Source organism: Proteus mirabilis ATCC 29906, from assembly GCF_000160755.1.
Taxonomy (GTDB): Bacteria; Pseudomonadota; Gammaproteobacteria; order Enterobacterales; family Enterobacteriaceae; genus Proteus; species Proteus mirabilis.
The window spans coordinates 1,413,974-1,440,014 of sequence record NZ_GG668576.1; the positions used below are offsets into that span (position 1 = coordinate 1,413,974).

A 26,041-nucleotide genomic window follows, 5' to 3' on the forward strand; every position below is an offset into this window, starting at 1 on the left:
ACATACTGAATAAATATCAAAAAGTAGAGTGATTAAAGTCACAGTTATTTATTGTAAAAAATTTTTATTTAATCAGTCGCTATTTATTAAATAAATTATAATGAGTGGAATGAGTAAAAATAAAAAACAACAGATTGAGTAAATTAATTTATATAAAATAAATTAATCATATAGTTAGCCATACCAAATGGTATGACAAATCAAGGGATTTATAATAAATTTAACAAACAAGTAACATAACGCAGTTAGCCGATATTATCAACAAATAAAAAGCACTTTATTAATAAACAAAGTGCCTTAAATAATTTTCATATAAATAAACATAAGTCTACACTTTACTTTTACACCCTTGTTAAAAACAATATTATTGAAAAAAAGCAAAAATAATGCCTATAAAAATAATATTTATAGGCATTTTTAAATTAATAAGTTTTAAATAAATTCAAGAACAAATTAACGTTGTGAATCTAAAGTTTCATTATTCTTTATAACATCTTGAGCTTTACTATAACTTTCAATTAATAACTGATAAGCAGGGAATATTTGGGTATAAGCTTGAGCCCATTCAGCGGCATCTGCACGGTTCCAAGTTTTTTGCATTTCAGAAGCCACTGCTGCCGTATCCATAGGCACAACACCGGCTTGAACAATACGTGCTAAGGTAATTTCTTCTGCCATTTTGCTATACGTTCCTGATGCATCAATCACAGCAAAAACTTGATAACCTTCAGCAACAGCACTAATTGCTGGGAACGCCATGCAAACACTCGTAATAGTACCAGCAATAATTAATTGCTTTTTACCCGTTGCTTTCACAGCTTCAACAAACTCAGGGTTATCCCATGCGTTAATTTCACCTTTACGGGCAACATATTTAGCATGTGGTGCATTTTGATGAATTTCTGGAATTAATGGGCCATTAGGACCTTGAGGGACAGAAGCCGTTGTAATAACTGGCATCTTCGCTAATGTTGCCATTTTTGCTAATACCGCAGCACGAGCACGTAATTCCGTCATTGGCATATCGCCAACGGTTTGGAATAAACCACTTTGGTGATCGATCAATAACATAACAGCATCATCTGGATTAATAACTGGACGTTGACCATTGAAATTTGCAGGAGTACTCATTTATTTATTCCTTCTAATTAACAAAAACGATTATTAACAATATGAAGAAGATATAAGGAAATAGCGTTAATTATCTCCTCGCTCTCGATATAATTAACAATAGTCAATTAATTAAAAAGTCGGTAGTAGCAATAATGATAAACACTATTCTAAAAATAGAACACTGAAACACTTTTGTCATTGTTCTATTTTTAGAATAATGAAACCTATTTTCCCCTCTACTCAAATCAATATAGCTCATTAGAATACCACCTATAGAAATTTTATAGGAATATCATTATGAAAAAAGTTATTGGTGTTTATAAAGCGCCTCGTCAACATTGGGTCGGTGATGGCTTCCATGTACGCTCACTATTTAGTTATGGTGATCATGGTAAATATTTAAATCCATTTTTATTATTAGACAGAGCTGGCCCGACTGATTTTCCAGCCTCTCAAGGCCATAACCGTGGTGTAGGCGAACACCCTCACCGTGGGTTTGAGACTGTGACTATTGTCTATAAAGGGGAAGTGGCACATCACGATTCTACAGGTGAAGGAGGAGTGATTGGCCCTGGAGATGTACAATGGATGACCGCAGCATCAGGTATATTACATCAAGAGTATCACTCTGATGCCTTTAACCAAGCGGGAGGCATACTTGATATGGTGCAGTTATGGGTAAACCTCCCATCTCATGCTAAATCAGCGCCTGCTGGCTATCAGTTACTCAAAGAGAGTGCTATTCCAGTGCTTCCATTAGCGAATGATGCCGGACAACTGCGCGTAATTGCGGGGGAATATCATCAAACTCAAGGAGCGGCAAAAACCTTTTCACCTGTTGACGTTTGGGATATTCAATTGAAAAGTGGTAAATCTACGACCTTACCAAGTAAAAAAGATCGCTATGTGGGATTAGTGATACTCCATGGTAGCGCCTATCTTGATAGCCAAACTCAATTAAATACGGGCGATTTGGTTATTTTAGATAATCAAGGTGGCTCAATTAATCTTGAAGCCATTGAAGATGCGGTTGTGTTATATCTTAGCGGAGAGCCAATTAATGAGCCTGTAGTTGGTTATGGTCCATTTGTGATGAACAGCAAAGATGAAATTAGGCAAGCTATTGATGACTTTAACCAAGGTAAATTTGGTCGTATCCCAAACGAAATATGATTAATACTCTCCTTGTTCTATAACTTTTATAACAAACGGCTGCTCACTTAGAGCAGTCGTTTATATCTATTTTTTACTCTTTATATGGAGCCATATTCTGCGCTAAATAATCTAATAACACTTGAATAGCAGGTAATAAACCTTTTCGTGACGGATACACGGCATGAATAACATCTTTAGGAAAACGCCACTGTGGTAAGACTTCCACCAAAGAGCCATCTGTTAACTCTTTCTCTACGACACTCAATGGTAAACGCGTGATCCCAAGTCCCTTTAATGTTGCTTTATATAAGGTCATCACATCCGTTGTCGCTAATTTAGGTGTAACATGTTGCGTTGAAACGGTACCATCATTATGGGTAAGCGTTAGCGTATACTGCTGCGAATGTTCGCTATTAGCTAAAATAGGATAATCAGCAAGTTGCTCTGGAGAATCAGGCGCACTGTTGGTTGCAAATAATAGCGGATTAGCAACTAAAACACGGCGAGAATAGCCTAATATTTTCATCGTTAAGCCAGAATCATCCAAAGGTAATGCTCTAACTCGTAAAGCTAAGTCAAGACCTTCATTGATCACATCCACAGGGCGGTTAATCGCTAAAATTTGTATATTGATATCAGGATATTTTGCCATAAAATCCACCAAAATATCTTGAATATAAATTTGCAGTAATGCAACTGGGCAAGAGAGTTTGATCGTGCCGTGAGGGTGCCCTTGTGCTGAACAAATAACCTCTTGAGCAATCTCCGCTTGTTCAACGACATTTTTACACTGTTGGTAAAAAGTTTGCCCTATCTTAGTGACATGAAATTGACGAGTTGAACGATAGATCAGCGAGACCTTTAGTCTCTCTTCTAAATCAGCAATACGACGACTAAGTTTTGATTTAGGAATACCTAACGTTTCGGCCGCTTGTGAAAAACCGCCAAACTCCACCACTTTAACAAAATAATAGAGGTCATTTAGATCATACTTCATCGCCTATTACCTATTTAATTGTCATTATATAAAAACTGAATTGTTTCAGCTTCGGAAATTATGATACATATATTATGATCTATTTTCACGCTAATAATATATTATAGGCTGATATTTTAGTAAAATAAAAATAACCATTAATTATAGCAATATAATATAAATAAAAATGGAGATTATTTTAATTCTGTGATGCTTATTTTTAATCACATAACACAATAAAGAATAAAAAAACAGGGATAGTTAAAAAGATTATTACTATTTAAATTAATTTAACACAAAACAACTAGCCTGAGCAAACAATAAATCACCTAAACAATAATGACTATAAAACAAATAGTTACTTAAAAACTTAATAATAAATCAAGATGTTAAAATTTAATTTTATTTTTATGATATTAATCAATGTATATTTAAAAATATGTTAATAAGATTATAATTAATAAAAATACTTATTTACATAATCTGTCACTTACAATTATTTCTTACACCTGTTTTTAATGGAATAACCTGATGAATAAATTAACTCCATTACGACCTATACCTACCTTAATTGCGGTTGCTATTACCCTTATCATTTGGTTTGTTATCCCTGTTCCCCAAGGGGTAGATCCCAATGCTTGGCACTTGTTAGCACTGTTTGTTGGTACTATTGCGGCTATTATCGGCAAAGCCTTACCTATAGGGGCAGTATCCATTATTGCTATTGCGCTTGTTGCCGCAACAGGCGTCACTAACCCAGACTCAACTAAAGGGGCGATTAATGATGCATTAAGTGGCTTTTCCAACAATCTTATCTGGTTAATCGGTATTTCTATTATGGTTTCAATGAGTCTTAATAAAACTGGATTAGGTGCTAGAATTGGCTACTATTTTATTTCGTTATTTGGTAAAAAAACCATTGGTATCGCTTATTCTCTAGCTATTGCAGAAACGATCCTCGCCCCTGTTACGCCAAGTAATACAGCTCGAGGTGGTGGAATTATTCACCCAATAATGCGATCTATTGCCGATAGCTTTAATTCAAAACCCGAAGAGGGTACTAGTGGTAAGATTGGTCGTTATTTATCGCTAGTCAATTATAATATCAATCCTATCACCTCAGCGATGTTTATTACTGCAACCGCGCCTAATCCTCTTATTGTAAGCTTAATTATCGGTGAAACAGGGCCTGAAAATGAGTTAACTTGGTCAATGTGGGCAATAGCGGCTTTTGTTCCCGCCATTGTTTCATTATTTTTAATGCCGATTGTGATCTACTTTTTATATAAACCAGAGATAACCCATACGCCGAATGCTCCCCACTTTGCCAAAGAGCGTTTAGCTCAATTAGGCCCTATTTCATTGCCAGAAAAAATCACTTTGGGAGTATTTGCACTGTTATTAATTATGTGGGCAGGAATACCCGCACTATTATTTGGTGATGCTTTTAGTATTAATGCGACTACTGCGGCTTTTATTGGTTTATCAATCTTATTATGTACTGGCGTATTAAATTGGGATGATATTTTAAAAAACAAAGGTGCATGGGATACCGTGGTTTGGTTTTCCGCATTAGTAATGATGGCCTCTTTTTTAGGAAAATTAGGTCTAATTAAATGGCTCTCATTAAGTGTGGGTGCCGGTATTGATAGTATGGGGATAAGCTGGGTAAGTGGTATGATATTACTCGTGCTGATTTATGTCTATTCTCACTATTTCTTTGCTAGCACCACGGCTCATATTACCGCCATGTTTGCTGCATTCTATGCCGCAGGTTTAGCTCTTGGCGCGCCACCAATGTTATTAGGACTTATTTTAGCTTTCTCTTCTTCATTAATGATGTCTTTAACTCATTACGGTACAGGTACTGCACCGATTATTTTCGGCTCAGGCTACGCGACCTTAGGTGAGTGGTGGAAAGCAGGTTTTGTTATGAGCATTGTTAACCTCATTATCTGGATAACCCTTGGTAGTTTATGGTGGAAGGTGCTGGGGTATTGGTAAAATAATAAAAACCAAAATATGATGCCTAATCAGCCTGTTAGGCATCATATTAACTAGCGCCAAAGTTCACACTTTTCGACAATCGTCTCAGAATGATAATAACTTTCTTTATAGGCTATTCCTTCTTGATCAAAACAATCATTTATATCCTGAAAAAAATAATTTAATTTAACTTTAAAAATATAAGATAATAAGTAAATTACATCCACATGAATATTGCACTCCCCATTTTCAAAGCGTGATTGATGTTGCTGGCTTACTCCTAATAAAGCACCAAGCTCACTACCCGTCATACCATGTTGTTGTCTTAACATTTTTATTCTTGCGCCAACTATCTTTGATATTTTTTTATTCATAATCGCCTCGAATGACAAAACCATATCGAAAAATATATTATTATCACTCATATAAGATATTTACTGTTGCTGTTGAGTTAGCACTACCAGGCGTTATTTTATTACCTGTTTTTATATATCTTGCTTTCCAACCAAATATATAATCACCGGAGGAGACCCCATTTTGTAGACTATTTTTTGTATTTAGTTTTATCGGGTTATTGTTTTTATCTAATAACTGAATGGCAACACCAGTGGCTCGATTAGTGCCCGATAGGTTTAATTTCCCTGTATTTGCATCTATATATCCAGCACTACTTGTCACTGTCGCTTTAATGTTAGTGCCAGCCGCACAGTTTAATGTAATAGGAACATCTACACTTTTACTGACATCACCAATATTTTTAAATTGAGTATCATACCAAGTCCCCATATTAATATTATAATTTGATGATTTTGTAGTACATTTTAATGAATTTATCTTTATTGCATTAAGAGGCAAATAAAGTGAAGTTAAGTTCCAAGTTGTGTTTTTAGGTTGTGTATTATTTTGTACTGCTTGAGCAATCTTGCCCCATTGAAGGCTTCCTGATTGCGTTACTCTGCCTGTTTTTATAATTTTGACTGTCCAATAAGGGGTAAGAAGTCGATAAGAATTGCCACTTGGGTCCTTTGGGGTCAAATACGTTGTATTTAATGCACCTATTCCAGCAAATTTAACCTGTATCCCAATACCCGCAATATTGGTCTGTGCTATTTTATTCGCATTAGGCAACCAGCCATTAGTATAATTGGCAGTGATTGATGCGTTCCCACACCGCCCATCGTTACCTGAAAAAGTTGTTATAGGCCCATTGGCATAATTAATCTGAAACTCATCTAATACTCTTGTCCCTATATCATCATATTGAATTGAATAGGTTTTATTGGGGATCCGAGCCTGAATATTTTTTAAATTAGGATTCTGAATACAAGCTGCAAAGACGTCAGCAGAAAAAAAGAAGATTGTACCTAATAAAAAAAGTCTTTTACCCATCAAATGGTTCATTTTTATTACCTACCATATTTGATATTTTATTTTCTATTTCTACTTTCTCTTCATCATCTAATTGAAAAAGATCACTTAAACTAATACCGAAAAAGCAAGCATATTGATAAAGCCTATCTAGACTCACTCGATTAATTCCCCGTTCATATCTTGATTGCTGCTGTTGACTTATACCTATTTTCTTAGCCAATTCACTTAATGTGAGGCCATTTACTCTACGGTAATAAGCGATTTTTTTTCCTACCATCTTTGATGCTGGATAAGAGCGATTCACTTGAAACCCCTTTATGACACATTTAATTATAAATAAGAGTAAATTCAAGATGGCTCTTAAATGATCCCACCGTTATATTATTTCCATAGCCAACCATTCTTGCCGATAAAGCAAATTCAGCATTATGGTTATATTTATTAACAGCCGTCATTAATTTATCATTATTTTTTACAATACCTTTATTATTTTGCATTGCTAAATTTAGTGCTATATCTTTAGCCGTCCCACTATTAATAAAATATTCCGAATAATTAGGAACACTTTGGCCTCTTAAAATCATAGTGACTTTCTCTGTATTAACTGGGCAATTTTTTAATTTTATAGAAAAATCTATCCAGTCTGATGCTTGACCATTTTTAATATTTCTAATATTGATTTTTTTTAAATCAATTAAGTGGTTTTTCGTTTCTAACTCACAAGGTGAGGCTACTACTGATCCATATACATTAATATTAACAGTGTTGCTTAATGCGATAGGAGAATATGAAAATAATAAAAATAACGTTAGTGATTTCCACATAACACCCTCTTTTTATTGATAAATAAGCGTTGCTGTTATTTTGGCGGACACCGTCCCCGGTGTTGCATTACCTAATTTACTAAATGCTCGTGTTCTTAGTGGAACAGTAACCGATGGTTTACCATTAACCGCGATATATAAATTTTTTCCATTACCTAATGGAATTTCGCCATTACTGTTTTTATTTTGTAATTGAACGGCAATATTTTTTGCCGTCCCCTCATTTTTATATAAATTATTCACATCTGCATTATCAGGCGTTCCAGAAAAAGTCAGCTTTACTTGATTTACCCCCGGAGAACAATCTATTAACTTAATATTAAAATCATTCCAAACAGAACTAGAGTTTACTTTATTAAATAAACTTTCTGGCATCTGTTTCAAATCAATATTAATATTTTTACTACCAGAAACATTACAAGTCGCGGCTTTTATATTTCCAGAAAATTGAAGTGTCACAGTACTTCCTGCAGATGAAAAAAAACTTATTCCAATAGTAGTTATAAGAAGGAAGAGCCTCATTACTTTTATCATTTTACTTTCCTACAGGTAGCAAACATCAATAGCTATAAAAATAACCATGTTTGATATTTAAATTAATTAATAGCAAGTTACAGTAGTTTTATAGAGCCCTAAATAATCTGGAATATCAGATAGATCATAATTTACCTGACAGCTTTCATTGTTGTATTTAATAGTAAAGTTTCCTTTCTGTTTTAGCCCTGATAAATAAACTTCTCCATCATTACCTACAATACTATTTAACTGACTATTGTCTTTAAAAATAGCTTGAGCGCCAAATGGTACTGGCTTTTTGTTTTCCAAATTTATCGTCATTAATACACGATAGCCTACATTTGCTGAAAAATTCGCTTTTACTAAAGCCCCTCGACTCGGTAAAACCGTCTGACTGGTAAGTTCCATTTCAGCATTCTCTGGCAATCTTAATGTATCGATCTCGACAGTATTTTTACGATATGGTGTGACATAAGGAACTAATGCATACCCTGAGTTATTAGTCCTAACTCCCGCTTGATTTAATATCGTAATATCACCCGCATTAGGAATATCTACGATTGCCGCGGTTTCTCCCAGTTGCTGTCCAAAAACAACTCCCTGAGAATGAGCAACGACGCTACCGCTCACACCATAGTAAAGATTATGATTATCTTTGCTATAACTGTACCCCCCCGTAATATCACCTAGTTGGCCTTTGTAGGATGCATTGATATTTCCAGAAGATCCTTGATCTTGATTGGTAAATGCTTGTTGCACACTCCAATTTAGTCGATTATTTAACTGAGATGCCGATATACCTACACTTCCTGTACTTGAACTATTATTGTTACTATTCGCATTAAAATTATAATAAAAAGTATTATCAAATACGCTAAAGGGCACATTCACCGAAAAAGCCAACAAATGTTCATCATCATTTTGTCTTTTCTGATCAGAAATATAAGAATGATTAACTGTATTTTTATTGTAGGTATAATTTATTCCATAGCTGATACCTTGCCAGCTATTATTATAACCAAGTGTTGCTGATTGTTTTTTGCTTTTGCTGTTCCAATAATCCTCTTGTATATATCCGATAGCTAAAGAGCCATATTTATCACCTAAATTTTGATTAAGCGTTATCTCCGCACGATGACGGCGTTGCTCAATTTCAGGGCTATAATGAGTACGACGAAAACTATCAAATACTTCAGATAAACTATAAAAGCCACTCGTTGAATAGCGATAACCTGCTAAAGCAATATTGGTTCCTATATTGTTCAAATTCTTGTTATATCTAAACCGATAAGACTGACCTTGTTGCTTCCTTCCATCATTAAAAGTTGACTTAGCCTGTGTAACATCAACAGAAACAGCACCAAATGAGCCTAAATTCTTCCCAACACCTAGGGAGTAAGATTGATAATTTTGACTCAACTGACTTCCCCCATAAGCAGTAGTGCCATAAGGTAAACCATAAACTAATGTAAACTGACCAAACTTCGTTTTATCTACATTATTATCATAAGCACGATATTCACCGCCCGTTACGCTATAAGTGAAATGACCTTCACGCTGTAATACAGGTAAAGAGGCGAAAGGTACGATTTGATGTTGCTCACTACCATTAGCACCCTTAATCGTAACGTATAAATCCCCACTACTACCTGATGGATATAAATCATTAATTTCAAAAGGGCCAGCTGCCACTTCAGTTTGATAAATAGTATATCCATTTTGTTTGATAGTTATTTGCGAGTTACTTTTTGCAATCCCTCTAATGATAGGCGCATAGCCTCTTAAACTTTCTGGATACATCTCATCATCTGTTGATAATTGCATGCCTCGAAACGGAACACTATCAAAAACATCAGATGAAGATATCCCATCCCCTAGTATTAACTGACTTTTTATTTTATTTATATTCCTAGATAAATAGGTATAAAGGGTGTTCCACTTCCCTGATTGATTACTTGTACTCGACCATGTTGTGTAGTTTCTTAAACGCCATGGTCCTAAATTTAAACCTGGTCTTAAATTTATATAATTTGAAGTTGTATTTGAACTGCCATTCTTACGATCATAGTTTTTAGAACCACTATAACTATAGTTTAGTAATAAGGCATTTATACCATTATCAATATTATCTAACTCTATATATCCTCTTGGGTTTTTAGATAATGCAATTTGCGGAATACTTAAATATAACCTTTGTGAATCAAAATCTAATTCACTTTTAGCTTCTGGTATCGCAGACAAATTGACACAGCTAGTATATTCAGAATAAAGCCCAGGATAATCTGTTGTTTTAACCCCAAAGTCATTTAGATCATTTACTGATAAACAAGGTTTAAGCTGATTATTTTTATCTTTATCAAATCTAATATTTTTAGTTAAAATTAAATTAGTGTTAACATAAATATCAACATAATAGTCACCTGCTAGCTGTTGGTTATTCTCAAAAGAAGATAAATCAATAATATCTTTATTTGGCAGCTCTAAAAAATCTGGATCAAAATAGATATCATCTAAATTATTATTTTCTGCATATAATAAAGCTGCATAGCCTAAGTATAAAATGAGGCTAATACATACCTTACTTATTTTCATATTAGAAACCTAATTATTATATTCTAACTTCGGATAAATCCACATTAGCCCCATAATCATTAATAAGCTCCCAGCTTATAAGACCATGTTCATTATTATCATTTATATCAAATGATTTAGTTGAAAAAGGTTTAGCATAAGAAACATCATCAACCAATTTTCCATTAAATTTTATTGTTTGAAAATTCATAAAATAAGGTGTGGGATTATAAACTATGACTTTCCCTCTTTCCTTTGACCAAGATAATTTCTTTTGTTCTTCTTCAAAATTAACGTCTTTTAGACTTTTAGGTCTATAGATCAATTTCATTTGCGTTTTAAATGCAATTTGTAATGAATTTTCTGTTTTTTCTGTAGCAGGGATCGTTTTTATATTTAACCAAAAAAGAGATTCTTGATCACTTGGTAGCCCTTCTTCTGTTAAAAAGATCCTCAATGTATTCTCTTTATCTGGATTCAATCTAAATAAAGGTGGCGTGATCGTAAATTTTGACTGTTTTTTTTCCTCAAAATCATCTATCCATGACTGGATCAAATAAGGCATTTTATCTGGGTTTTTCACGTTAATGCTGACATTCTTATTGCCTTCATTATAAATTACCCTTGTGCCACTAATAATAACACCTGCATAAGATGTATTAATAATAAATAAAGAAATAAAAAATAGAATAATAGACTTCATATTATCACCATAAAATGATTGTATAATAAGGTTTAAATCCCTTTAAACCTTATGACTTACCTAGTTATTTTTAATTATAATTAATAGTAAATGTTGCATTCGCATTTGCTAAACCCGCAGTGACAGAATCTGTTTTAGCAATATAACGAGCTCTAAAGTCTAAATTATTTTCAACACCTTCTTTTAATGGATAAGTTTTAGATGCGGTAAATAAAGGGACAACAGTATTTGCATCATCCGTAATTTGAATACCGACACCTGTTGCCACTCCCGACTCTTGTTTTAGCGCAATAACAGTATCGTCTCCAGAATAAGACTCTGCATCAAATTTAACAGATGCAGTACTTACTGTTGCAGGGCAATTAATTAATTTAATCGTAAATTTAGTTGCCGCAGCAGTAACTCCGGCACTAGGTAATGCTGTTTTAGATACCTTACCTAAATTAACTTTTAGAGCATCAGATCCAGCTGCTAATTCACATGCGTTATCGATAATTTCTCCTGTAAAATCGATTGTTCCATCTGCAGCTAATGCATTATTCGCGACAAAAATAGACGTTGTAGCAATCAACATTGCAATAAAGCTTTTTCTCATTTATTTCTCCAAATAATTATTTTAAACACATTGAGATAATAGAAATAAGATTAATTAACTCAATACGCGAGTATTATCTATTTATTATTTGAAATAAACAAGTTTCGGTTATTACAGTATAATGTTAATAACATTTTAATATTAAATAGTGTTATTAACTAATAAAACACAGTATAAGTTAAACAATATTTTTTACTTTTAATAAATCTTATTTTTAATAATTTGAAACAAAAATAAAAATAAAAATAAAAATAAAATTTTTCTTTTTTAAATAAAATATTTTTTTGTTTTTTTTTATAACTCATATAGTGTTAATCGTATATTAATGTTCAATAAAAGTGAGTTTTCTGATTAAAATAAAATAAATTCTAGCTGTATATAAGCTCTAAATGCTTATTTAATCAACACTATGGCTAAAAAACATCAATACTATATTCTAAATACCTGTATAAGTTAGTGATTTACTCTAAAGAAAAGCTAAGAATTTTTTCAAATTTATATAAAAAGCATTATTTATCACAAAAATCACAGTTCGATTGTTTTCCAACCAAAAAAATATTTACTATTCATCTTTAATGATAAAAATCAAAAACCATGCTTTGTAAAAGGAAATACTTTGGTGTAAAACTAAATTTAGTTTTTACTTATATCGCATTAAGCAAAATTTTCTGCCACGTATCTATTAGGAAGCACTATGAAATATCAAGATGTAACAAAAACCCCCTGTGAGAACGCTTATTTTCTAGTCTTTAATCTTATTAACTCATCGGAAACCCGCCCTACTCTTATCGACTTTTGTAATAATCTATCAGGTCTTCTTCGTAGTATGAGAACCCGTTTCCCTGAATTAGACGTAAGTTGTGTGATGGGATTTGGTGCTGATGCATGGTCTAAACTATTCCCTAATCAAGCTAAACCGCGAGAATTAAATACCTTTAAGCAAATCAACGGCGATGTGTATACCGCAGTATCGACACCTGGCGATCTGTTTTTTCACATACGGGCACTAAAGGTATCCGCTTGTTATGAATTAGCTGCAATTATTAGCCAAAAATTAAACTCTATTGCCACCTCAGAAGATGAAGTACATGGTTTCCGCTATTTTGATGGTCGCTCAATTATTGGCTTTGTGGATGGAACAGAAAATCCTGAGTTTGAAGATGAGCGTGTCGCTTATGCGGTTATTGGTGATGAAGATCCACTGTTTACCGGTGGAAGTTATGCATTTGTACAAAAATACATTCATGATATGGCGGCTTGGGAAAACCAATCTCTCATCGAGCAAGAAAAAGTGATCGGTAGGCATAAATTCAATGATGTTGAACTAACTGATGAAGAAAAAGATCCAGGCTCACACAATGTCGTCACCAATATTCAAGATGAAAACGGTGATGATTTAAAAATCGTACGAGCAAATATGCCGTTTTCAAATCCCTCCAAAAATGAATATGGTACCTATTTTATTGGTTATGCTCGCTATTTCTCAACAACAAACCGTATGTTAGAAAATATGTTTGCAGGAACACCTGAAGGACATACCGATAAACTACTAAAATTCAGTACTCCCGTCACGGGCACATTATTTTTTGTCCCATCTCCGGCGTTTTTAGATGATATAGAATAAAAGTTGATTATCAGTACAAACAAAAAGTTAATAGCAATAGCTCATACACTGCTCTATATTCGATAAGAACAAGAAAGAGCTATTGCTATTCAATATGATGACGGCATTAACTTACAATATTAAGCGCCTGATCAGTCAACCAATACCCGCAAAATAGCACTTCCTTGAAAACTACCTTCAACAGGGTTTCTTATATCATTAGGATGAAAGGTTGATGTGATAGAAAATGTTTTCGCAGCACCTGCGTTAAGTTTAAATTTACCTTTATATTCGGTATCGTTATATTTCAACTCACAAGAGCCACCATTACCACATTTTGTATAGTTTTCCGTTTTTCCAGAAACAGGTGCACTTCCTATTAATGAAACGGATACTGATGCATCATAATCACACGTTAGTTGATAGTTATAAGGCGGGGTAACATTGTTAATAGATTCTTCTGGGGTCATATTTCCATGAGATAAGTTAATAACTTGGTTTTTAATATTACATTTACTTGTGATACTCACAGGAATATTAATATAACTATTCATATAAGGCTTCATTGCATTACCAAATTGAAGATAACCCGTACTGTTACCACCAGACCCTTTATTTTCTTCATAAGCCCATGCAAAAGGAATATTTAAATTATATGATCCCGGATAAGCCGTCGCTCTGGACACCGCCACAGTTAATGACATAGAACGATCTAACGGAAGCACTGCAGAACCTAATCCCCAAACGGTTCCAACACTATGGCAACCACTCGGTGACTGCTTAGCATAATAATTTGGCCCTACATAAACCTGATTATTGTTATTATTGGTACCTGCTAGTGTCCAAGAGAGATTGGACAAATAATAGCTCAATCCTGATGAATGTTTTTGCCAAGTATTTGTTTGTGGCAATCTAATCCAATAGCGGTAATTTCCTTCTTCTGCCATTGAGCCTGAACCACTACAGTAAGAAGCGATAACCCGCCACCCTTTAACCTGAGGTATGGTCACCTTAATTACACCACTGGCGTTAGCATCTGTCACATTAAGCGCAGGGGCTGTTGCTGATGCAGTACTACCATTTGACGGTACATGCAAAAAATTTTGTTGCCAGCCTACCGCATATGGTGTGGCTAAAGAAAATAAAGCTATTCCTATTAATGTCTTATTCATTTAAACCGTCCTACTTTTTAGGATTACATAAACCTCAGTCTCTGATACTCATCATTGACTCTGTTTTAGGTTTAGTTATAAACAATGCTTAATGATGCGGAGGCCGTAAAATTTCCAGGAGATAAATCAGCAGTACCTGTTTTAAAAGGAACAGCAGTAATAGTAAATTGGCTCCTGTCTTGCCCTGTATTAGAAAAACCTTTTGTAATGGCATAACCTCGAGGGGCTGAACCATTCAAACGCAAAGGATTATTCTCATCAACACTCTCTCCTTGATATAAGGCAAGGCCAAATCGATTTGAATTCACGCTATCTGCGGAAACTTTAAGCACATTATCAGGCGCTCCAGCTAACTGAATGCCAGATACTTTGACGTAAGGTGAGCCCTTAAAATAAGTACATGTAATAGGAATATTTTTTGTGATAGCGCTTGTTTGACCATCGACTTTATAAGTCATTATTTGATTAAAAGAAAACTGTATAGGGATATTATTATTAACAACACAAGGTGGAACATAAATAGCGCCTGTAATAGCTATATTTATATCAACTGCCCGTGCAGTTCCTGATAGTAAATATAAAAAAATAGGCAGTATAAAATATTTACTTTTATTCATAAGAAACCTCAAATTCTACCGTGGCATTATAAACTCCAGGTACAACACTTTTTTCCTGTATTGCTTTTGGTGTCGCTTCAACAAATGCATTAAAGGTTAGCAACATCGTGCCATCGTTAAGTTGAGTTCCATTTCCACCGTTATGGTTTTCACCTAAAGTAATACGTTGGTTTCCATCTATATCAATTAATCCAATGGCTAACTTACTTTTATTAACGCCAGAAGAAAGTGTAAGGTACTTTTGTTGTTCAGCCCCCATCTCTGGCTCTGGCTGCCCATTAAATTTAATTTTCACTGATTTCCATAACGATTTTGCATCACATTGGATCAGTTTAATGGTAAATTTTTCTGCAGGTCTAACCGCAGGATATTTCCAATAATCCCTTGGTGTGCTATTTAAAAAAACCACATTTTGATTTAAACTTGGCTGATCAATTCTACATGGCGTATCAATCAAAGTACCATCAAAATTCATTGTTGTAGCCGCATTTGCAACAGGTAAAAAAATAAGCATAAAAAATAATATTTTTACCCATTCTCTATAAAAATAAATAACCATATGATCTACCTTAAATTAATTATACTGCAATTTAAGAGTTAATATATTTAACTTCCGGTCAAGAATATTTCTCTTTATTTCATCTGAAAAGAGGTAATTCAAAATAACATTATCTTTATAATGCTTTAATCTATTCATTCTTATATCAATATTTTCTACGTTATCGTTGATTTTATTTGTGAAACTTAACACACTAGTAAACGCAGGTTTACTATTTGAGCTGTTTTTAAAATCACTATAAATATTACAACCACCAATAACGACATCAATATCTTTTATGTATAGCTCTTTTAAACTAATTTCATTCGAAATAAGCTCACAAGGAGCATTTAAAAATGAGCCTTTTATATATATAAAACCATGTTGATTTTTTTCATTTTGATTATAAAAATCAATTTTTGCTCTATTAATATTAAAGAATGATTTATCTCGAGCAACAGGTTCTGCAAAGCCAATTTGAGAAATAAAAAGGCCATTAATGTAAAGCATCAACATAAAAATAAATTTTCTATTCTTCACCTTTCTATCTCCAAAATCAGTTTTTATTTTTTCTCTGCTACACAACGATTAGCTTGACATTGAAATTTAATTGTCGGTCTTCCACCATAATCATTTATATAAGATAAGTATGGCGTTGAGTACACTTTACTATTAACCCTTTGTGACGATTTAGGGGCAATCATGACTGCATTAAACTCAGAATCAACCGCTTCTTTCTTTGAACCACCAATACCGAATACAGTGACGTAATAAGGTGTTGGATTCTCTATTTCATAACCGTCAGATAGCTTATTTAAAACTAATTGATCTTGCCAAATAGCATTTGGCTCTCTCAATATTTGTTTCGGTCTATAAAACAATTTTATTTTTGTATGCAAGGCAATTTGTAATACATTATTGTCTTCAGCTTTAGGTGGAACTTCTCTAACATTAAAATAAAATAATGTTTCTCTATCGTTAGGTAACTTTTCAATATCTGGTGTCGCAGATACTTTAATTAACGCTTTATCACCAGGCTCTAATCGCTGAACTAATGGTGTGGCAATTAATGGCCCTAGCTCAATTTTTTCATTCTTATCATTTTCAATCCATGTTTGGGCTAAATAAGGTAATTGTTTATTATCATTAGTAATATTAATAACTAATGCATTTGACCCACCTTCGTATATAGCTCTTGTTCTATCTAAAGAAATTGCTGCATAGGAGTTTGATGTAACCATTAATCCTAATAATAAAAATGATATTTTTTTCATTTCAAGACCTTTGTCGTTTATTAATTACCGATATTATTTTTCACACAATAATAATATCTTATTACTCGGTTCTATTTTATTTGGAAGTTTAGCGACACATTGTTGTTCAGCTCCCCAAGATACTCTAATTTCTTCATTTGGGTTAATACCTGTTAGCCAAGCAAAACCATCATCACTAATTATTCCTAGCTCTCGTCCTTTAGCATTACTAATTATTGAACCAAATGGTGGATAAGAGTTATCAGCTAACCTAATTATTGCAAAGGCCTTCTCACCTTTTAACACTTCAAATTTTCTATAACCAATAGCACCTTCAGTTAATGAAGATTCTACAATCGCCTGTGTCGCTTCTATATTATTAGGTAATTTAGTTAAATCGATCGTTGTTTCATTGCGATAATAACTATTAATATCGGTAACAACACCATAACCCCAATTATTGGTTGTTACACGGCCACCATCAACTGGTACTCCTGCAACACCTTCAGTATCAACTAATAAGCGAGTACCACCATTAAATCCATCTGGGTGAAGTGCTGCTCCTTTAGCGGTAATCGTTAAGCCCCCATTAGCAGAAAAACCAAATGATGAGGTATTTTTATTTGAGATAGTGGCATTCGCATTAATATTAGCGATTGAAGTATAGCGTCCATAATAGCCAGAGAAGCTTGAACTACTATCCATATCATCGCCATATGTCGTTGAAACATTTAAATTATAATTAGCTAAGTTATCTTCCGTGGTATTAAAGTACCCTATATTATGCGTATAGTTCCCCGAATTTCTTGAGCCATCATAATTTATAAATCCTCTATTATTCTCTAATGGAATACTGACTCTCGCAAAGAAGACATCATTATCTTTGCCATAGTATTTAGATCTCGATGCAGATAAATTTAATGAAATATTTTTAACTGCAAAAACATCCATATATTTATTTAAGTTAATAGAATAATAATCGGAATTACTTTGATCCCAATATGTCTGATGATTATATTGCACCCCAATTGATGTGTTATATTCAGAAAGACCTTTATTAAAGGTTACTGTATAGAGTTCTTTCTCTTTTCCAGTAAAATCATCACGATAACGTGCATCTAAATAATTTTGCATCGTCATATAATTACGTTCATTAAATCGGTATCCAGCGAAGGTTACATCCGCATCCAAATTATCAAAACGTTTAGAGTAACTGACTCGCCATGACTTACCTTGCATAGTGCCACGATCAGGTAATCGAGCATAAGATTGTGTAATATCGGCAGATACCGCACCGAAAGCGAACATATCGCGCCCAACCCCAAGTGCTACACTATTATAATCACCGGCGAAAATGGTACCACCATACATAGTCCAAGCATTACTTAAACCAAAAGCAGCTTCAGTCGTACCAAATATAGGTCCTTCTGTATTATGTAATTTATCTCTAGAGCGTCCTGCAACAACCTTATAACGAACTTGTCCCGGTCTTGTTAAATAAGGAACATAGGCTGTATCAATTTGAAATTTATTCGTCTTTCCATTTTGCTCAATAATCTCAACATCCAATTTACCACGCACCGAACTGTCTAAATCTTGAATGGCAAATGGACCTGCGGGTACTGTTGAATCGTAAAGAATACGTCCTTGATGCTTAACAACTACCCTTGCGTTAGTTTCAGCGATCCCTGTAACTTGTGGTGCATATCCCCTTAGTTGAGGAGAGAGCATCCGATCATCACTTTCTAAACTAATCCCCGTATAACGCCAGGAATTAAATATATTGGAGTTTATAAAGTTTTCACCGATGGTTAGGTTAGACTTTAAACTGCGGATCGCGCGATATCCATAAACTCGAGTAAAATTTAATAAATCTTTATTGTTTTCCGCATCACCAGAGGTTCGATTATAATTCCCTTGATAATCAGAACGAATACGCCAGCTACCGAAGTTATAACCAACAGTACCATTGTAATAAATACTTTGCGTATTGCTTCCTTCATGAGGGATATTAACATTGGTGTTAATATTATAATCAAGGATCAAACCTGAGATCCCATCATCCCAGCGAGATGGTGGTAACCAAGTAGCACTTGTATACTCAAGCCATATTTGAGGTATTTTAATTGATAATATACCTTCATTTAATTTTGTTGTAACTTCAACACCATCTAGGCTTAATAAGTCAATACATTTTCCATCATTCCATGTTGGTAGATTATTTTCTATTTTTTCCTTTAATCCTAAAGATGAAATAATATCACCTGTTAAACAGGCTTGAGATAACAGTTTTTTATTTTCATCTTGAGATTTATTTTCTCTTTCTAATACGTTAACAGTATATGTTGATGAACCGATCCCTTGTCCATTAAGTACTAAGTTAAGCTGATATTTACCCGGTAAAATATAACCGGCTTCACTAAACCTAGCAAAGTTAATATTATCTTTAGATTTAGAGTCAACAACATCTAAGTTAAACTCTACAGAATATACATTTTGAGAATAAATTATAAATAATATAGTTGCCAAAATGCTTGTAGATCTTCCACTCATATTCTCTCTGTTCATATTGGCTAATAACCTTAATTATTTAAGTCTTAAAGTTTTAATGAGAAGTTGAAAGCAGCTAATCATTCATAATTTATTTTGAATAAAACGCTTGCATAATAATCACCAGGAGTAATTACATCCAACTTTTTTACAACGTCTATTTTGTAATATAGATATGTATTATCCCCATCAACATATATTAATGGTAATGACTCTCCAGAATTAGCGCTATATCCATATTCATCTATTATTTTAAAATAGACTTCATCACTGTTATTAAATGAAAATAAATCAGCTTTAGATCCACTAACATCTGAATAAAATGTTAACGTAACGCCTTTCACTTTATCGATATTTTTAGTCTTATTAATAAATTGGCAATCAGATAATTTTATTTTTATTTTTTTACTTCGCTAATAAATCATCATTATTGTTCATTTTATTAACAGGTATAGTACCTAGATCAACCAATTGATATTTACTATCCATATCTAATGTGCAAGCAGGCGAAATTACTTTTCCTAAAAACTTTGCTGTTCCTTGCCACCAAACTTTATCTGATGGGATATATTTATCCAATACAGCTCCGCTTGCATATGTTGAAAAGATTTTAGTGAAAAATAATAATATTATGATTTTTTTAAACATAGATTTTGGCCTTAAATAATCGAGAGCAGATTAACTGCTCTCGTTAAATTTAATATTTTTTATTCATAGGCTAATGTGAAGTTTGTTGTAGCGTTAAACTCACCTTCAGCAATTGTTCCGTTTGTTGCTTTCTTAGCCCAAGCTGTATACATCAGCGTATTATCATTATTACCCAGTGCTTGTAATTCACCTGCTTCATTGAATTTAACCATTGAACCAGTTGTTGTTCCTGAAATAACAATAGCAGTCCCTGTATTACCAGTTGTTGCTAACTCTTCTGTTGCACCAGTAATAGTATTTCCATTAAAGGTTACTTTTACGCCTTTATAAGAACCTGCAGCACCAGTATCAGAACCGGCTTTAGTTAAATCACAATTAACCAATTTAATTGGGATTTGTTTAACTTGAGAAATACCATCTTTCTCTAATAGGCTTTTGCTGATTTGACCAAAATCGATAGCTTGGTTAGCACTTTCGGTAGCAATACCACAAGGTGCATCAATAACTTTACCAGTGAAAGTAATAGTACCATCACCTGAAGCCGCTTGAGCAACAGTCGCAGAAAAAGCCATTGATGCAATAGCGAACATCGCTAATTTATTCAATTTCATATTTTTACCTTTATATTTAACGTAGGAATTAAAGCGTTAAAAAATTAACTATGATATATAGTTACACACATTATCCTCATCCCATCCAGAGATGATATTGTTACTTCCATTACTTTTAAAAACTTATGACTATTTAAATTTTTATATAAAATTTAAACTGTATTTATACAGATGATATAAATCATCTAAACACGCAAATAGAATGGAAACGAATCACTATTTTTTAATTTATGTTTTATAATATCTACGACAAGAACTTTTCGATAAAACTCAGACCAGTCAGCATCCAATAATTTTAATATCATATCTAATGTTTCAATATTGATACTTGTTATTCCATTTTCATATCTTGATATTTGTTGCTGACTCACATCAAGTAATTCGCCTAATTGGGCTCCTGTTAGAGATTTACGTATACGAGATTCTCTAATAAAATTTCCAATATTCTTCCTTAATAATAAAGAATCAGATCCTCTATTCTTATCGATATTCATGAAAAGCCACCTTCGTATATGTAAATTACCACTTACTTTATTCTCATTAATAAATTTAAATAGAAAAATTTAAAATACGATTTACATCTGATTTGCAGAGACAATAGTTTGCTTATCAATTTATGTAAACATGTTTAAAACGATAGATAATCAAAATACGATAGTTTACAACTATTGTTTGTTAAATATTTATCTATTTTTTGTTTCATGCATGTAGAAAAAAATGAATAAATTCAATAGTAAAATTACTTAGTCTAAATTCGTTAATAAATGCAATTTTACACGCACTGCGTGTTAATTATTTTCACTTAAGTTAAATTAATTTAGTTTACTTTAATTTTTGCGATATATTTACAATCAAAAAAAGAGCATCTCAATAAGATAAAATTAAGTAATTGATGTTTTTTTAATAATTACAACGTTCATTTTGCTTAAAATAACACGGCTATATTGATTAGATATCCCCATCAAAGTGGGTAAAAATTATGATGAGAAAAATCGGTTTTGCTCAAATTCGCAAATCAATTTTTTTAAAATCATACTAATTCAGATATAAAAATAGCTGGTGTCTATCTCAAAAATAAGATTAGTAACAGGGTTTACTGACAATGTCGATTAAAAATCAGACGACCAAGCAGAAAAAGAAGATGTAAAATGGGTTGGATAATGTGAGAAAAGACAATATGGGGGCTTAAAGATAACGCCCAATAAACCATCTGGGCGTTTAATCGTTTCATTATATCAAGTCAGATCATTACTTATTTATTTGCGTCCTTTTTTAAGGTCTCAAATTGTGTTTGATTTAGGCCAAAATCGCCAAATTTAAGTAACGCAGGATCATGGAAGTCACTACCGCCACTTTTTAGCAAACCAAATTTATTAGCATAGTTTTGGGTCAGTTCATAGTCGATAGGTTTCATTCTAGAATGACTTATTTCTAATCCTTTCAATCCAAACTGGACATATTTTTCTATTTCATCATAGTTGTCATAGACACATGGGTGAGCAAGTATAGGAATACCACCATCTTGTAAGATAGCAGCAATTCCTTCATCAACAGGGATATATCCCATTTTTAAGTCTGTTTCTATTTTTGTTTTAGAGCCAAAAAGTTGTTTATAACGCTCTTTGGTCATTTCCTCTGGATATTTTTCTCTCAATGCTTGGAATATATTCATTTTAAAAACGATATTATATTTTGAGAACTTTTTCGCATCTTCATAACAAATATCGTAGCCTTGTTGATTGAGAGATAATATTAATTCTCGGTGAAACTGATCACGACAGTTGAGAGTGTTATCACACAGCTTGTCAACGTTGGGCGTTTTTTCGTTAAGCCAAAGTCCCACTACATGGACTTTTTTATAAACGTCAAAGTCATAACAACTCATTTCAACACCTTTGACGATATTTAATCCAAGACGCTCCCCTTCTCGGTAAATTTCGTCATAATGATTGGTAGTATCGTGATCGGTGATCGCAATAGTCTTAATGCCGTTTCTAAATGCATTTTCAAGGACATCTTTTATTTCACAAACACCATCACTATGGTTTGTGTGAACATGTAAATCAGCATAGATCATGAAGAAGTACCTCTGTTAATTCTTCCATTAAAAATAGTCGCGCAATAATCGTTAGTTACCATAAGCTTGTTATTCATATTGTTTTAACCCACGGTTAGTAAAACTGTATTTTGGTCGACATGTTTTTTATCGGTCTGAACAACGTCTAGCTTATTATCATCATTAGTAATGATGATCATCGTTGTTGGATCATAGCCTGCGGCTATTATCGCATCTAAATCAAATTCAATTAGCGTATCACCTTTTGTCACCTTCTGACCTTTAACGACACAGCATGTGAAGTGCTGTCCCGCTAAGTTAACGGTATCAATCCCCACATGGATCAGCATTTCAATATTGTTAACCAGTGTTAAGCCAATCGCATGACCAGAAGAAAAGGTAATATCAACAACGCCATCTGCAGGTGCAATCACTTTTCCTGTTGTGGGGATAATTGCCATGCCAGGTCCCATAATGCCAGAAGCAAATGTTTCATCATTAACCTCTGAAAGTGCAACCGTTTTACCTTGTAGAGGTGAAATTAACCCAACAGGTAATTTACTATTCGCTATTTGTGGTTTTTTGTTGGTTGATGCAGCTTGTTTATTATTTTCTTCTTCGTCACGGATTGGGTCATCAGTAGGATCATCAAAACCAATAATAAGCGTTGCAATAAAAGTGGCTACACTGGCAATCAATAAGGTGATTATTGCATTTACCACTTGGTTATCTGTATCAGATATCCACATTGGTAAACTTAATAACCCCGGAGTGACATAGACGAACGCTTTTAACTTAACAATACCAGCAAATAATCCTGCAATAGCACCACCAATCATACAAGCGTACATTGGTTTTTTCAGTTTGAGGTTAACCCCATACATAGCGGGTTCAGTTATACCACCAAAAAAGGCGGTAATACTGGCAGAAAAAGCTAATTGTTTTAAGGTTTTGTTTTTAGTACGTACAGAAACAGCTAAAGAAGCAGCAGCCTGAGACATATTAGAACATAGCGCCATCACACGAATAATGGGATCAAAGCCTTTTTGTTCCACTAACATAATACTGACAGGACTAAGTGCTTTATGCATACCAATAGATACTAACCATGGATAAATAGCCACTAATAATGGAATAGCAATAAAACCGGTGTGCTCTTGGATTAAGATCACCCCATCAGCAATTAATTGAGCGAACCATGAAGTGACAGGACCGACCGCAATCAACGCAATAGGTGTCGAAACTAAAATCACCAATAAAGGCACCATAAATACTTTAACCATTTCTGGCACAATACGAACAATAAAGCGTTCTATATAAGACATCATCCAAACAGTAATTAAAGCAGGGATCAGTTGAGATGAATATTTAACCAAAGCGACAGGAATATGCATAAATTCGACAGGCTCACCGGCTTTAACTAAGCTTGTCCATTCAGGGCTGACCATCGCTAAACAGACCATCGCAGCTAAATATTGGTTACAATTAAATATTTTCGCCGCCGAGAAACCAATAAATACCGGCATAAAATAGAAGGCCGTATTAAAGATAAAGTTAAGGATATAATAGGTTTGGTCACTTTTATCCAACCAACCTAGCATCGTTAATACAATAAGTAACACTTTCCCCATACCGGCACCCGCTAACAGAGGGATAACCGGAGCGATAGAGCCAGTAATTGCTGATAATATTTTATTTACGATAGACTGTTTCTTCTGGTCTTTATTATTATCATGAGGAGTATTATTTGTTTTTATCATTTTTGTTAGTTCATTAAATACTTTATCAACATCATTACCGATAACCAGTTGATATTGTCCTCCCTTCATCACATCAGATAATATTTTACTATTTGCTTTGGCTTTTGAAGGATCAATTTTATCTTCATTATGTAATGTAAAACGTAATCGAGTCGAGCAGTGTACTAATGACTTTATATTATCCTCGCCACCAACAATAGCGAGAATTTGTTTTGCAAATTCTTTATAATTCATAGCATTGCCTTTTATTTATTCTGTAAAAATAAATTAAAGATATATGGATAGAGTTGGTTATCGCCTAACCAACTAAATTTAAATGATTTATTATTACGGCATATTTTTTATTTATTCATCTTTTTATTATCCTCTGCAATTTTTGCAATATGGATTATTAGATATAAAATTTCATTGTCATCTAAGGTGCAATTATATTTATCTTTAATAAATTTACTTATTTTCAAACAGCACATATAAGGTTGATGGTACTTGTCTTTTATTATATCGAGTAACTCATTTTCTAAAGGTTCGTGATCATTTTCAGGTTGTGAAAATAATCGGATGGAGAAATAGCGAAGGTGTGTCACAAAACGACGATAATTTAACGATCCTATGTCGTACTCTATATTTAAATAATATTTGACTATATTAGTAATGCTTTGGATAAAGTGGGTCACTTTGTAGGTTTGCTGAATATTATCGTTTGTTCTAATACTGGCGATATGTAATGCAATAAATCCTGCTTCATCTTCTGGCATTGAAATGTTAAATCTATCATTAATTAATTTTAAGCCATAAAGACCAATATCAAACTCTTCACTATAAAAATTTTTTATCTCCCACAATATTTTATTTCTTATAAAAGTCCCTTCTTTATACCGTTCAATGCTGGCTTGAATATGGTCAATCAATGCAATATAGATACTATCTTGTGTATCTAAGGTCATTTTTTCTTTTGCATACTGAATAATATTGTCCGCAATTTCTACGTAATCTAACGTAATATTCGATAAAAGATCGAGCACTCTCTGCGGACAATTTTTAGGACTTAAGATAAATTTTTTGGTTATTTGTTCAGATGTTATCTCATCACCTACTTTTTTGGCGTAGGCAATCCCTTTTCCCATGACGATAATTTCTTTTTCTGCTTCATCCAGAGAGATCACAACACTGTTATTTAATATTTTTTTAATTTTCATGTTCATCTGGCATGCTCAAAAATTTTCTTTTATTAAGGCTTAAAAACGCAAAAACCCATTTGTAGACAAAAAATACTTTTCATCTACAAATGGGTTTTGTGTAGTAAGCCAGGTACTATTACAATCCCTACGTTTACTAGGACGTTAACATGGGATATTTATATCGTCAAACTTAGCACGGTAAAGTTAGTAATAGATCACATATTTATCCGACTTATTAAAAAAAG

General features: G+C 33.4%; 26 protein-coding genes. 3 read left to right on the forward strand and 23 right to left on the reverse strand.

The window, feature by feature from the left end; all coding sequences use genetic code 11:
• Window positions 1-453: 453 nt before the first annotated feature.
• Window positions 454-1,131 carry a hydrolase gene (locus HMPREF0693_RS06340; protein WP_004244302.1) on the reverse strand — a complete coding sequence of 226 codons (678 nt, stop codon included), beginning with the start codon at window positions 1,129-1,131 and terminating at the stop codon, window positions 454-456.
• Between the two features lie 279 nt (window positions 1,132-1,410).
• Between HMPREF0693_RS06340 and HMPREF0693_RS06345 the strand changes: the two genes are divergently transcribed.
• Window positions 1,411-2,286 carry a pirin family protein gene (locus HMPREF0693_RS06345; protein ID WP_004244304.1) on the forward strand — a complete coding sequence of 292 codons (876 nt, stop codon included), beginning with the start codon at window positions 1,411-1,413 and terminating at the stop codon, window positions 2,284-2,286.
• A gap of 73 nt (window positions 2,287-2,359) precedes the next feature.
• Here HMPREF0693_RS06345 and HMPREF0693_RS06350 read toward each other — a convergent pair whose 3' ends face one another.
• Window positions 2,360-3,265, reverse strand: a complete 906-nt coding sequence (locus tag HMPREF0693_RS06350) for a LysR substrate-binding domain-containing protein (protein WP_004244305.1) — start codon at window positions 3,263-3,265, stop codon at window positions 2,360-2,362.
• 510 nt (window positions 3,266-3,775) lie between these two features.
• Here HMPREF0693_RS06350 and HMPREF0693_RS06355 point away from each other — a divergent pair.
• A complete protein-coding gene (locus HMPREF0693_RS06355) occupies window positions 3,776-5,248 on the forward strand; it encodes an anion permease (RefSeq protein WP_004244306.1) in 1,473 nt (490 codons plus the stop codon).
• Window positions 5,249-5,301: 53 nt separating this feature from the next.
• On the opposite strand, the gene HMPREF0693_RS06360 is transcribed toward HMPREF0693_RS06355, so the two are convergent.
• From HMPREF0693_RS06360 to HMPREF0693_RS06395, 8 genes are all read right to left on the reverse strand, one after another.
• Window positions 5,302-5,655, reverse strand: coding sequence for a helix-turn-helix domain-containing protein (locus HMPREF0693_RS06360; RefSeq protein WP_004244307.1), 354 nt, complete (start codon window positions 5,653-5,655; stop codon window positions 5,302-5,304).
• Window positions 5,648-6,631 carry a fimbrial protein gene (locus tag HMPREF0693_RS06365; protein ID WP_017827518.1) on the reverse strand — a complete coding sequence of 328 codons (984 nt, stop codon included), beginning with the start codon at window positions 6,629-6,631 and terminating at the stop codon, window positions 5,648-5,650. The genes HMPREF0693_RS06360 and HMPREF0693_RS06365 overlap by 8 nt, the downstream gene beginning before the upstream one ends.
• Window positions 6,612-6,905: a helix-turn-helix domain-containing protein gene (locus HMPREF0693_RS06370; protein ID WP_004248670.1), complete on the reverse strand. Its 294-nt coding sequence runs from the start codon at window positions 6,903-6,905 to the stop codon at window positions 6,612-6,614. Before HMPREF0693_RS06370 ends, HMPREF0693_RS06365 begins: the two co-directional genes overlap by 20 nt.
• 22 nt (window positions 6,906-6,927) lie before the next feature.
• Window positions 6,928-7,425 carry a fimbrial protein gene (locus HMPREF0693_RS06375; RefSeq protein WP_004244312.1) on the reverse strand — a complete coding sequence of 166 codons (498 nt, stop codon included), beginning with the start codon at window positions 7,423-7,425 and terminating at the stop codon, window positions 6,928-6,930.
• A 12-nt stretch (window positions 7,426-7,437) separates the two neighbouring features.
• Window positions 7,438-7,959, reverse strand: a complete 522-nt coding sequence (locus HMPREF0693_RS06380; protein WP_004244313.1) for a fimbrial protein — start codon at window positions 7,957-7,959, stop codon at window positions 7,438-7,440.
• A gap of 66 nt (window positions 7,960-8,025) precedes the next feature.
• Window positions 8,026-10,533, reverse strand: coding sequence for a fimbria/pilus outer membrane usher protein (locus HMPREF0693_RS06385; protein ID WP_004244315.1), 2,508 nt, complete (start codon window positions 10,531-10,533; stop codon window positions 8,026-8,028).
• 16 nt (window positions 10,534-10,549) lie between these two features.
• Complete coding sequence (locus HMPREF0693_RS06390; RefSeq protein WP_004244317.1) at window positions 10,550-11,215, reverse strand: fimbrial biogenesis chaperone; 666 nt, start codon at window positions 11,213-11,215, stop codon at window positions 10,550-10,552.
• Between the two features lie 70 nt (window positions 11,216-11,285).
• Window positions 11,286-11,810: a fimbrial protein gene (locus HMPREF0693_RS06395; protein ID WP_004244318.1), complete on the reverse strand. Its 525-nt coding sequence runs from the start codon at window positions 11,808-11,810 to the stop codon at window positions 11,286-11,288.
• A gap of 694 nt (window positions 11,811-12,504) precedes the next feature.
• Here HMPREF0693_RS06395 and HMPREF0693_RS06400 point away from each other — a divergent pair.
• Window positions 12,505-13,434 (forward strand): Dyp-type peroxidase, encoded by a 930-nt coding sequence (locus tag HMPREF0693_RS06400; protein ID WP_004244320.1) that lies wholly within the window; start codon window positions 12,505-12,507, stop codon window positions 13,432-13,434.
• Between the two features lie 131 nt (window positions 13,435-13,565).
• On the opposite strand, the gene HMPREF0693_RS06405 is transcribed toward HMPREF0693_RS06400, so the two are convergent.
• From HMPREF0693_RS06405 to licT, 13 genes are all read right to left on the reverse strand, one after another.
• Entirely contained in the window at window positions 13,566-14,585 is a 1,020-nt protein-coding gene (locus tag HMPREF0693_RS06405; protein WP_004244321.1) for an MrpH family fimbial adhesin, read from the reverse strand.
• Window positions 14,586-14,656: 71 nt separating this feature from the next.
• Entirely contained in the window at window positions 14,657-15,202 is a 546-nt protein-coding gene (locus HMPREF0693_RS06410) for a fimbrial protein (protein ID WP_004244322.1), read from the reverse strand.
• Window positions 15,195-15,761 carry a fimbrial protein gene (locus HMPREF0693_RS06415; protein WP_004244323.1) on the reverse strand — a complete coding sequence of 189 codons (567 nt, stop codon included), beginning with the start codon at window positions 15,759-15,761 and terminating at the stop codon, window positions 15,195-15,197. Before HMPREF0693_RS06415 ends, HMPREF0693_RS06410 begins: the two co-directional genes overlap by 8 nt.
• A 15-nt stretch (window positions 15,762-15,776) precedes the next feature.
• Complete coding sequence (locus HMPREF0693_RS06420) at window positions 15,777-16,280, reverse strand: hypothetical protein (RefSeq protein ID WP_004248673.1); 504 nt, start codon at window positions 16,278-16,280, stop codon at window positions 15,777-15,779.
• Between the two features lie 23 nt (window positions 16,281-16,303).
• Entirely contained in the window at window positions 16,304-17,014 is a 711-nt protein-coding gene (locus HMPREF0693_RS06425) for a fimbrial biogenesis chaperone (protein ID WP_004244325.1), read from the reverse strand.
• Between the two features lie 33 nt (window positions 17,015-17,047).
• Complete coding sequence (locus HMPREF0693_RS06430) at window positions 17,048-19,546, reverse strand: PapC/FimD family outer membrane usher protein (protein ID WP_004248675.1); 2,499 nt, start codon at window positions 19,544-19,546, stop codon at window positions 17,048-17,050.
• A 77-nt stretch (window positions 19,547-19,623) separates the two neighbouring features.
• Complete coding sequence (locus HMPREF0693_RS19445; protein WP_004244329.1) at window positions 19,624-19,887, reverse strand: hypothetical protein; 264 nt, start codon at window positions 19,885-19,887, stop codon at window positions 19,624-19,626.
• 61 nt (window positions 19,888-19,948) lie between these two features.
• A complete protein-coding gene (locus HMPREF0693_RS19450) occupies window positions 19,949-20,191 on the reverse strand; it encodes a fimbrial protein (protein WP_004244330.1) in 243 nt (80 codons plus the stop codon).
• Between the two features lie 59 nt (window positions 20,192-20,250).
• Complete coding sequence (locus HMPREF0693_RS06440; RefSeq protein WP_004244332.1) at window positions 20,251-20,802, reverse strand: fimbrial protein; 552 nt, start codon at window positions 20,800-20,802, stop codon at window positions 20,251-20,253.
• Between the two features lie 185 nt (window positions 20,803-20,987).
• Window positions 20,988-21,296, reverse strand: coding sequence for a helix-turn-helix domain-containing protein (locus HMPREF0693_RS06445; RefSeq protein WP_004244333.1), 309 nt, complete (start codon window positions 21,294-21,296; stop codon window positions 20,988-20,990).
• Window positions 21,297-22,054: 758 nt separating this feature from the next.
• A complete protein-coding gene (locus HMPREF0693_RS06450; protein WP_004244334.1) occupies window positions 22,055-22,879 on the reverse strand; it encodes a PHP domain-containing protein in 825 nt (274 codons plus the stop codon).
• 83 nt (window positions 22,880-22,962) lie between these two features.
• Entirely contained in the window at window positions 22,963-24,852 is a 1,890-nt protein-coding gene (locus HMPREF0693_RS06455; protein ID WP_004244336.1) for a beta-glucoside-specific PTS transporter subunit IIABC, read from the reverse strand.
• A 107-nt stretch (window positions 24,853-24,959) separates the two neighbouring features.
• Entirely contained in the window at window positions 24,960-25,820 is an 861-nt protein-coding gene (gene licT, locus HMPREF0693_RS06460; RefSeq protein WP_004244338.1) for a BglG family transcription antiterminator LicT, read from the reverse strand.
• Window positions 25,821-26,041: the final 221 nt, after the last annotated feature.

Excerpts from the sequence above, each read along its gene's own strand:
- HMPREF0693_RS06425 (WP_004244325.1), bottom strand. The coding sequence starts at position 17,014 with ATGAAAAAAATATCATTTTTATTATTAGGATTAATGGTTACATCAAAC.
- HMPREF0693_RS19450 (WP_004244330.1), bottom strand. The coding sequence starts at position 20,191 with ATGTTTAAAAAAATCATAATATTATTATTTTTCACTAAAATCTTTTCA.
- HMPREF0693_RS06360 (WP_004244307.1), bottom strand. The coding sequence starts at position 5,655 with ATGAGTGATAATAATATATTTTTCGATATGGTTTTGTCATTCGAGGCG.
- HMPREF0693_RS06340 (WP_004244302.1), bottom strand. The coding sequence starts at position 1,131 with ATGAGTACTCCTGCAAATTTCAATGGTCAACGTCCAGTTATTAATCCA.
- HMPREF0693_RS06385 (WP_004244315.1), bottom strand. The coding sequence starts at position 10,533 with ATGAAAATAAGTAAGGTATGTATTAGCCTCATTTTATACTTAGGCTAT.
- HMPREF0693_RS06405 (WP_004244321.1), bottom strand. The coding sequence starts at position 14,585 with ATGAATAAGACATTAATAGGAATAGCTTTATTTTCTTTAGCCACACCA.
- HMPREF0693_RS06390 (WP_004244317.1), bottom strand. The coding sequence starts at position 11,215 with ATGAAGTCTATTATTCTATTTTTTATTTCTTTATTTATTATTAATACA.
- HMPREF0693_RS06355 (WP_004244306.1), top strand. The coding sequence starts at position 3,776 with ATGAATAAATTAACTCCATTACGACCTATACCTACCTTAATTGCGGTT.
- HMPREF0693_RS06375 (WP_004244312.1), bottom strand. The coding sequence starts at position 7,425 with ATGTGGAAATCACTAACGTTATTTTTATTATTTTCATATTCTCCTATC.
- HMPREF0693_RS06440 (WP_004244332.1), bottom strand. The coding sequence starts at position 20,802 with ATGAAATTGAATAAATTAGCGATGTTCGCTATTGCATCAATGGCTTTT.
- HMPREF0693_RS06455 (WP_004244336.1), bottom strand. The coding sequence starts at position 24,852 with ATGAATTATAAAGAATTTGCAAAACAAATTCTCGCTATTGTTGGTGGC.
- licT (WP_004244338.1), bottom strand. The coding sequence starts at position 25,820 with ATGAACATGAAAATTAAAAAAATATTAAATAACAGTGTTGTGATCTCT.
- HMPREF0693_RS06345 (WP_004244304.1), top strand. The coding sequence starts at position 1,411 with ATGAAAAAAGTTATTGGTGTTTATAAAGCGCCTCGTCAACATTGGGTC.
- HMPREF0693_RS06450 (WP_004244334.1), bottom strand. The coding sequence starts at position 22,879 with ATGATCTATGCTGATTTACATGTTCACACAAACCATAGTGATGGTGTT.
- HMPREF0693_RS06350 (WP_004244305.1), bottom strand. The coding sequence starts at position 3,265 with ATGAAGTATGATCTAAATGACCTCTATTATTTTGTTAAAGTGGTGGAG.
- HMPREF0693_RS06365 (WP_017827518.1), bottom strand. The coding sequence starts at position 6,631 with ATGAACCATTTGATGGGTAAAAGACTTTTTTTATTAGGTACAATCTTC.
- HMPREF0693_RS06395 (WP_004244318.1), bottom strand. The coding sequence starts at position 11,810 with ATGAGAAAAAGCTTTATTGCAATGTTGATTGCTACAACGTCTATTTTT.
- HMPREF0693_RS06380 (WP_004244313.1), bottom strand. The coding sequence starts at position 7,959 with ATGATAAAAGTAATGAGGCTCTTCCTTCTTATAACTACTATTGGAATA.
- HMPREF0693_RS06430 (WP_004248675.1), bottom strand. The coding sequence starts at position 19,546 with ATGAGTGGAAGATCTACAAGCATTTTGGCAACTATATTATTTATAATT.
- HMPREF0693_RS06410 (WP_004244322.1), bottom strand. The coding sequence starts at position 15,202 with ATGAATAAAAGTAAATATTTTATACTGCCTATTTTTTTATATTTACTA.
- HMPREF0693_RS06415 (WP_004244323.1), bottom strand. The coding sequence starts at position 15,761 with ATGGTTATTTATTTTTATAGAGAATGGGTAAAAATATTATTTTTTATG.
- HMPREF0693_RS06400 (WP_004244320.1), top strand. The coding sequence starts at position 12,505 with ATGAAATATCAAGATGTAACAAAAACCCCCTGTGAGAACGCTTATTTT.
- HMPREF0693_RS06445 (WP_004244333.1), bottom strand. The coding sequence starts at position 21,296 with ATGAATATCGATAAGAATAGAGGATCTGATTCTTTATTATTAAGGAAG.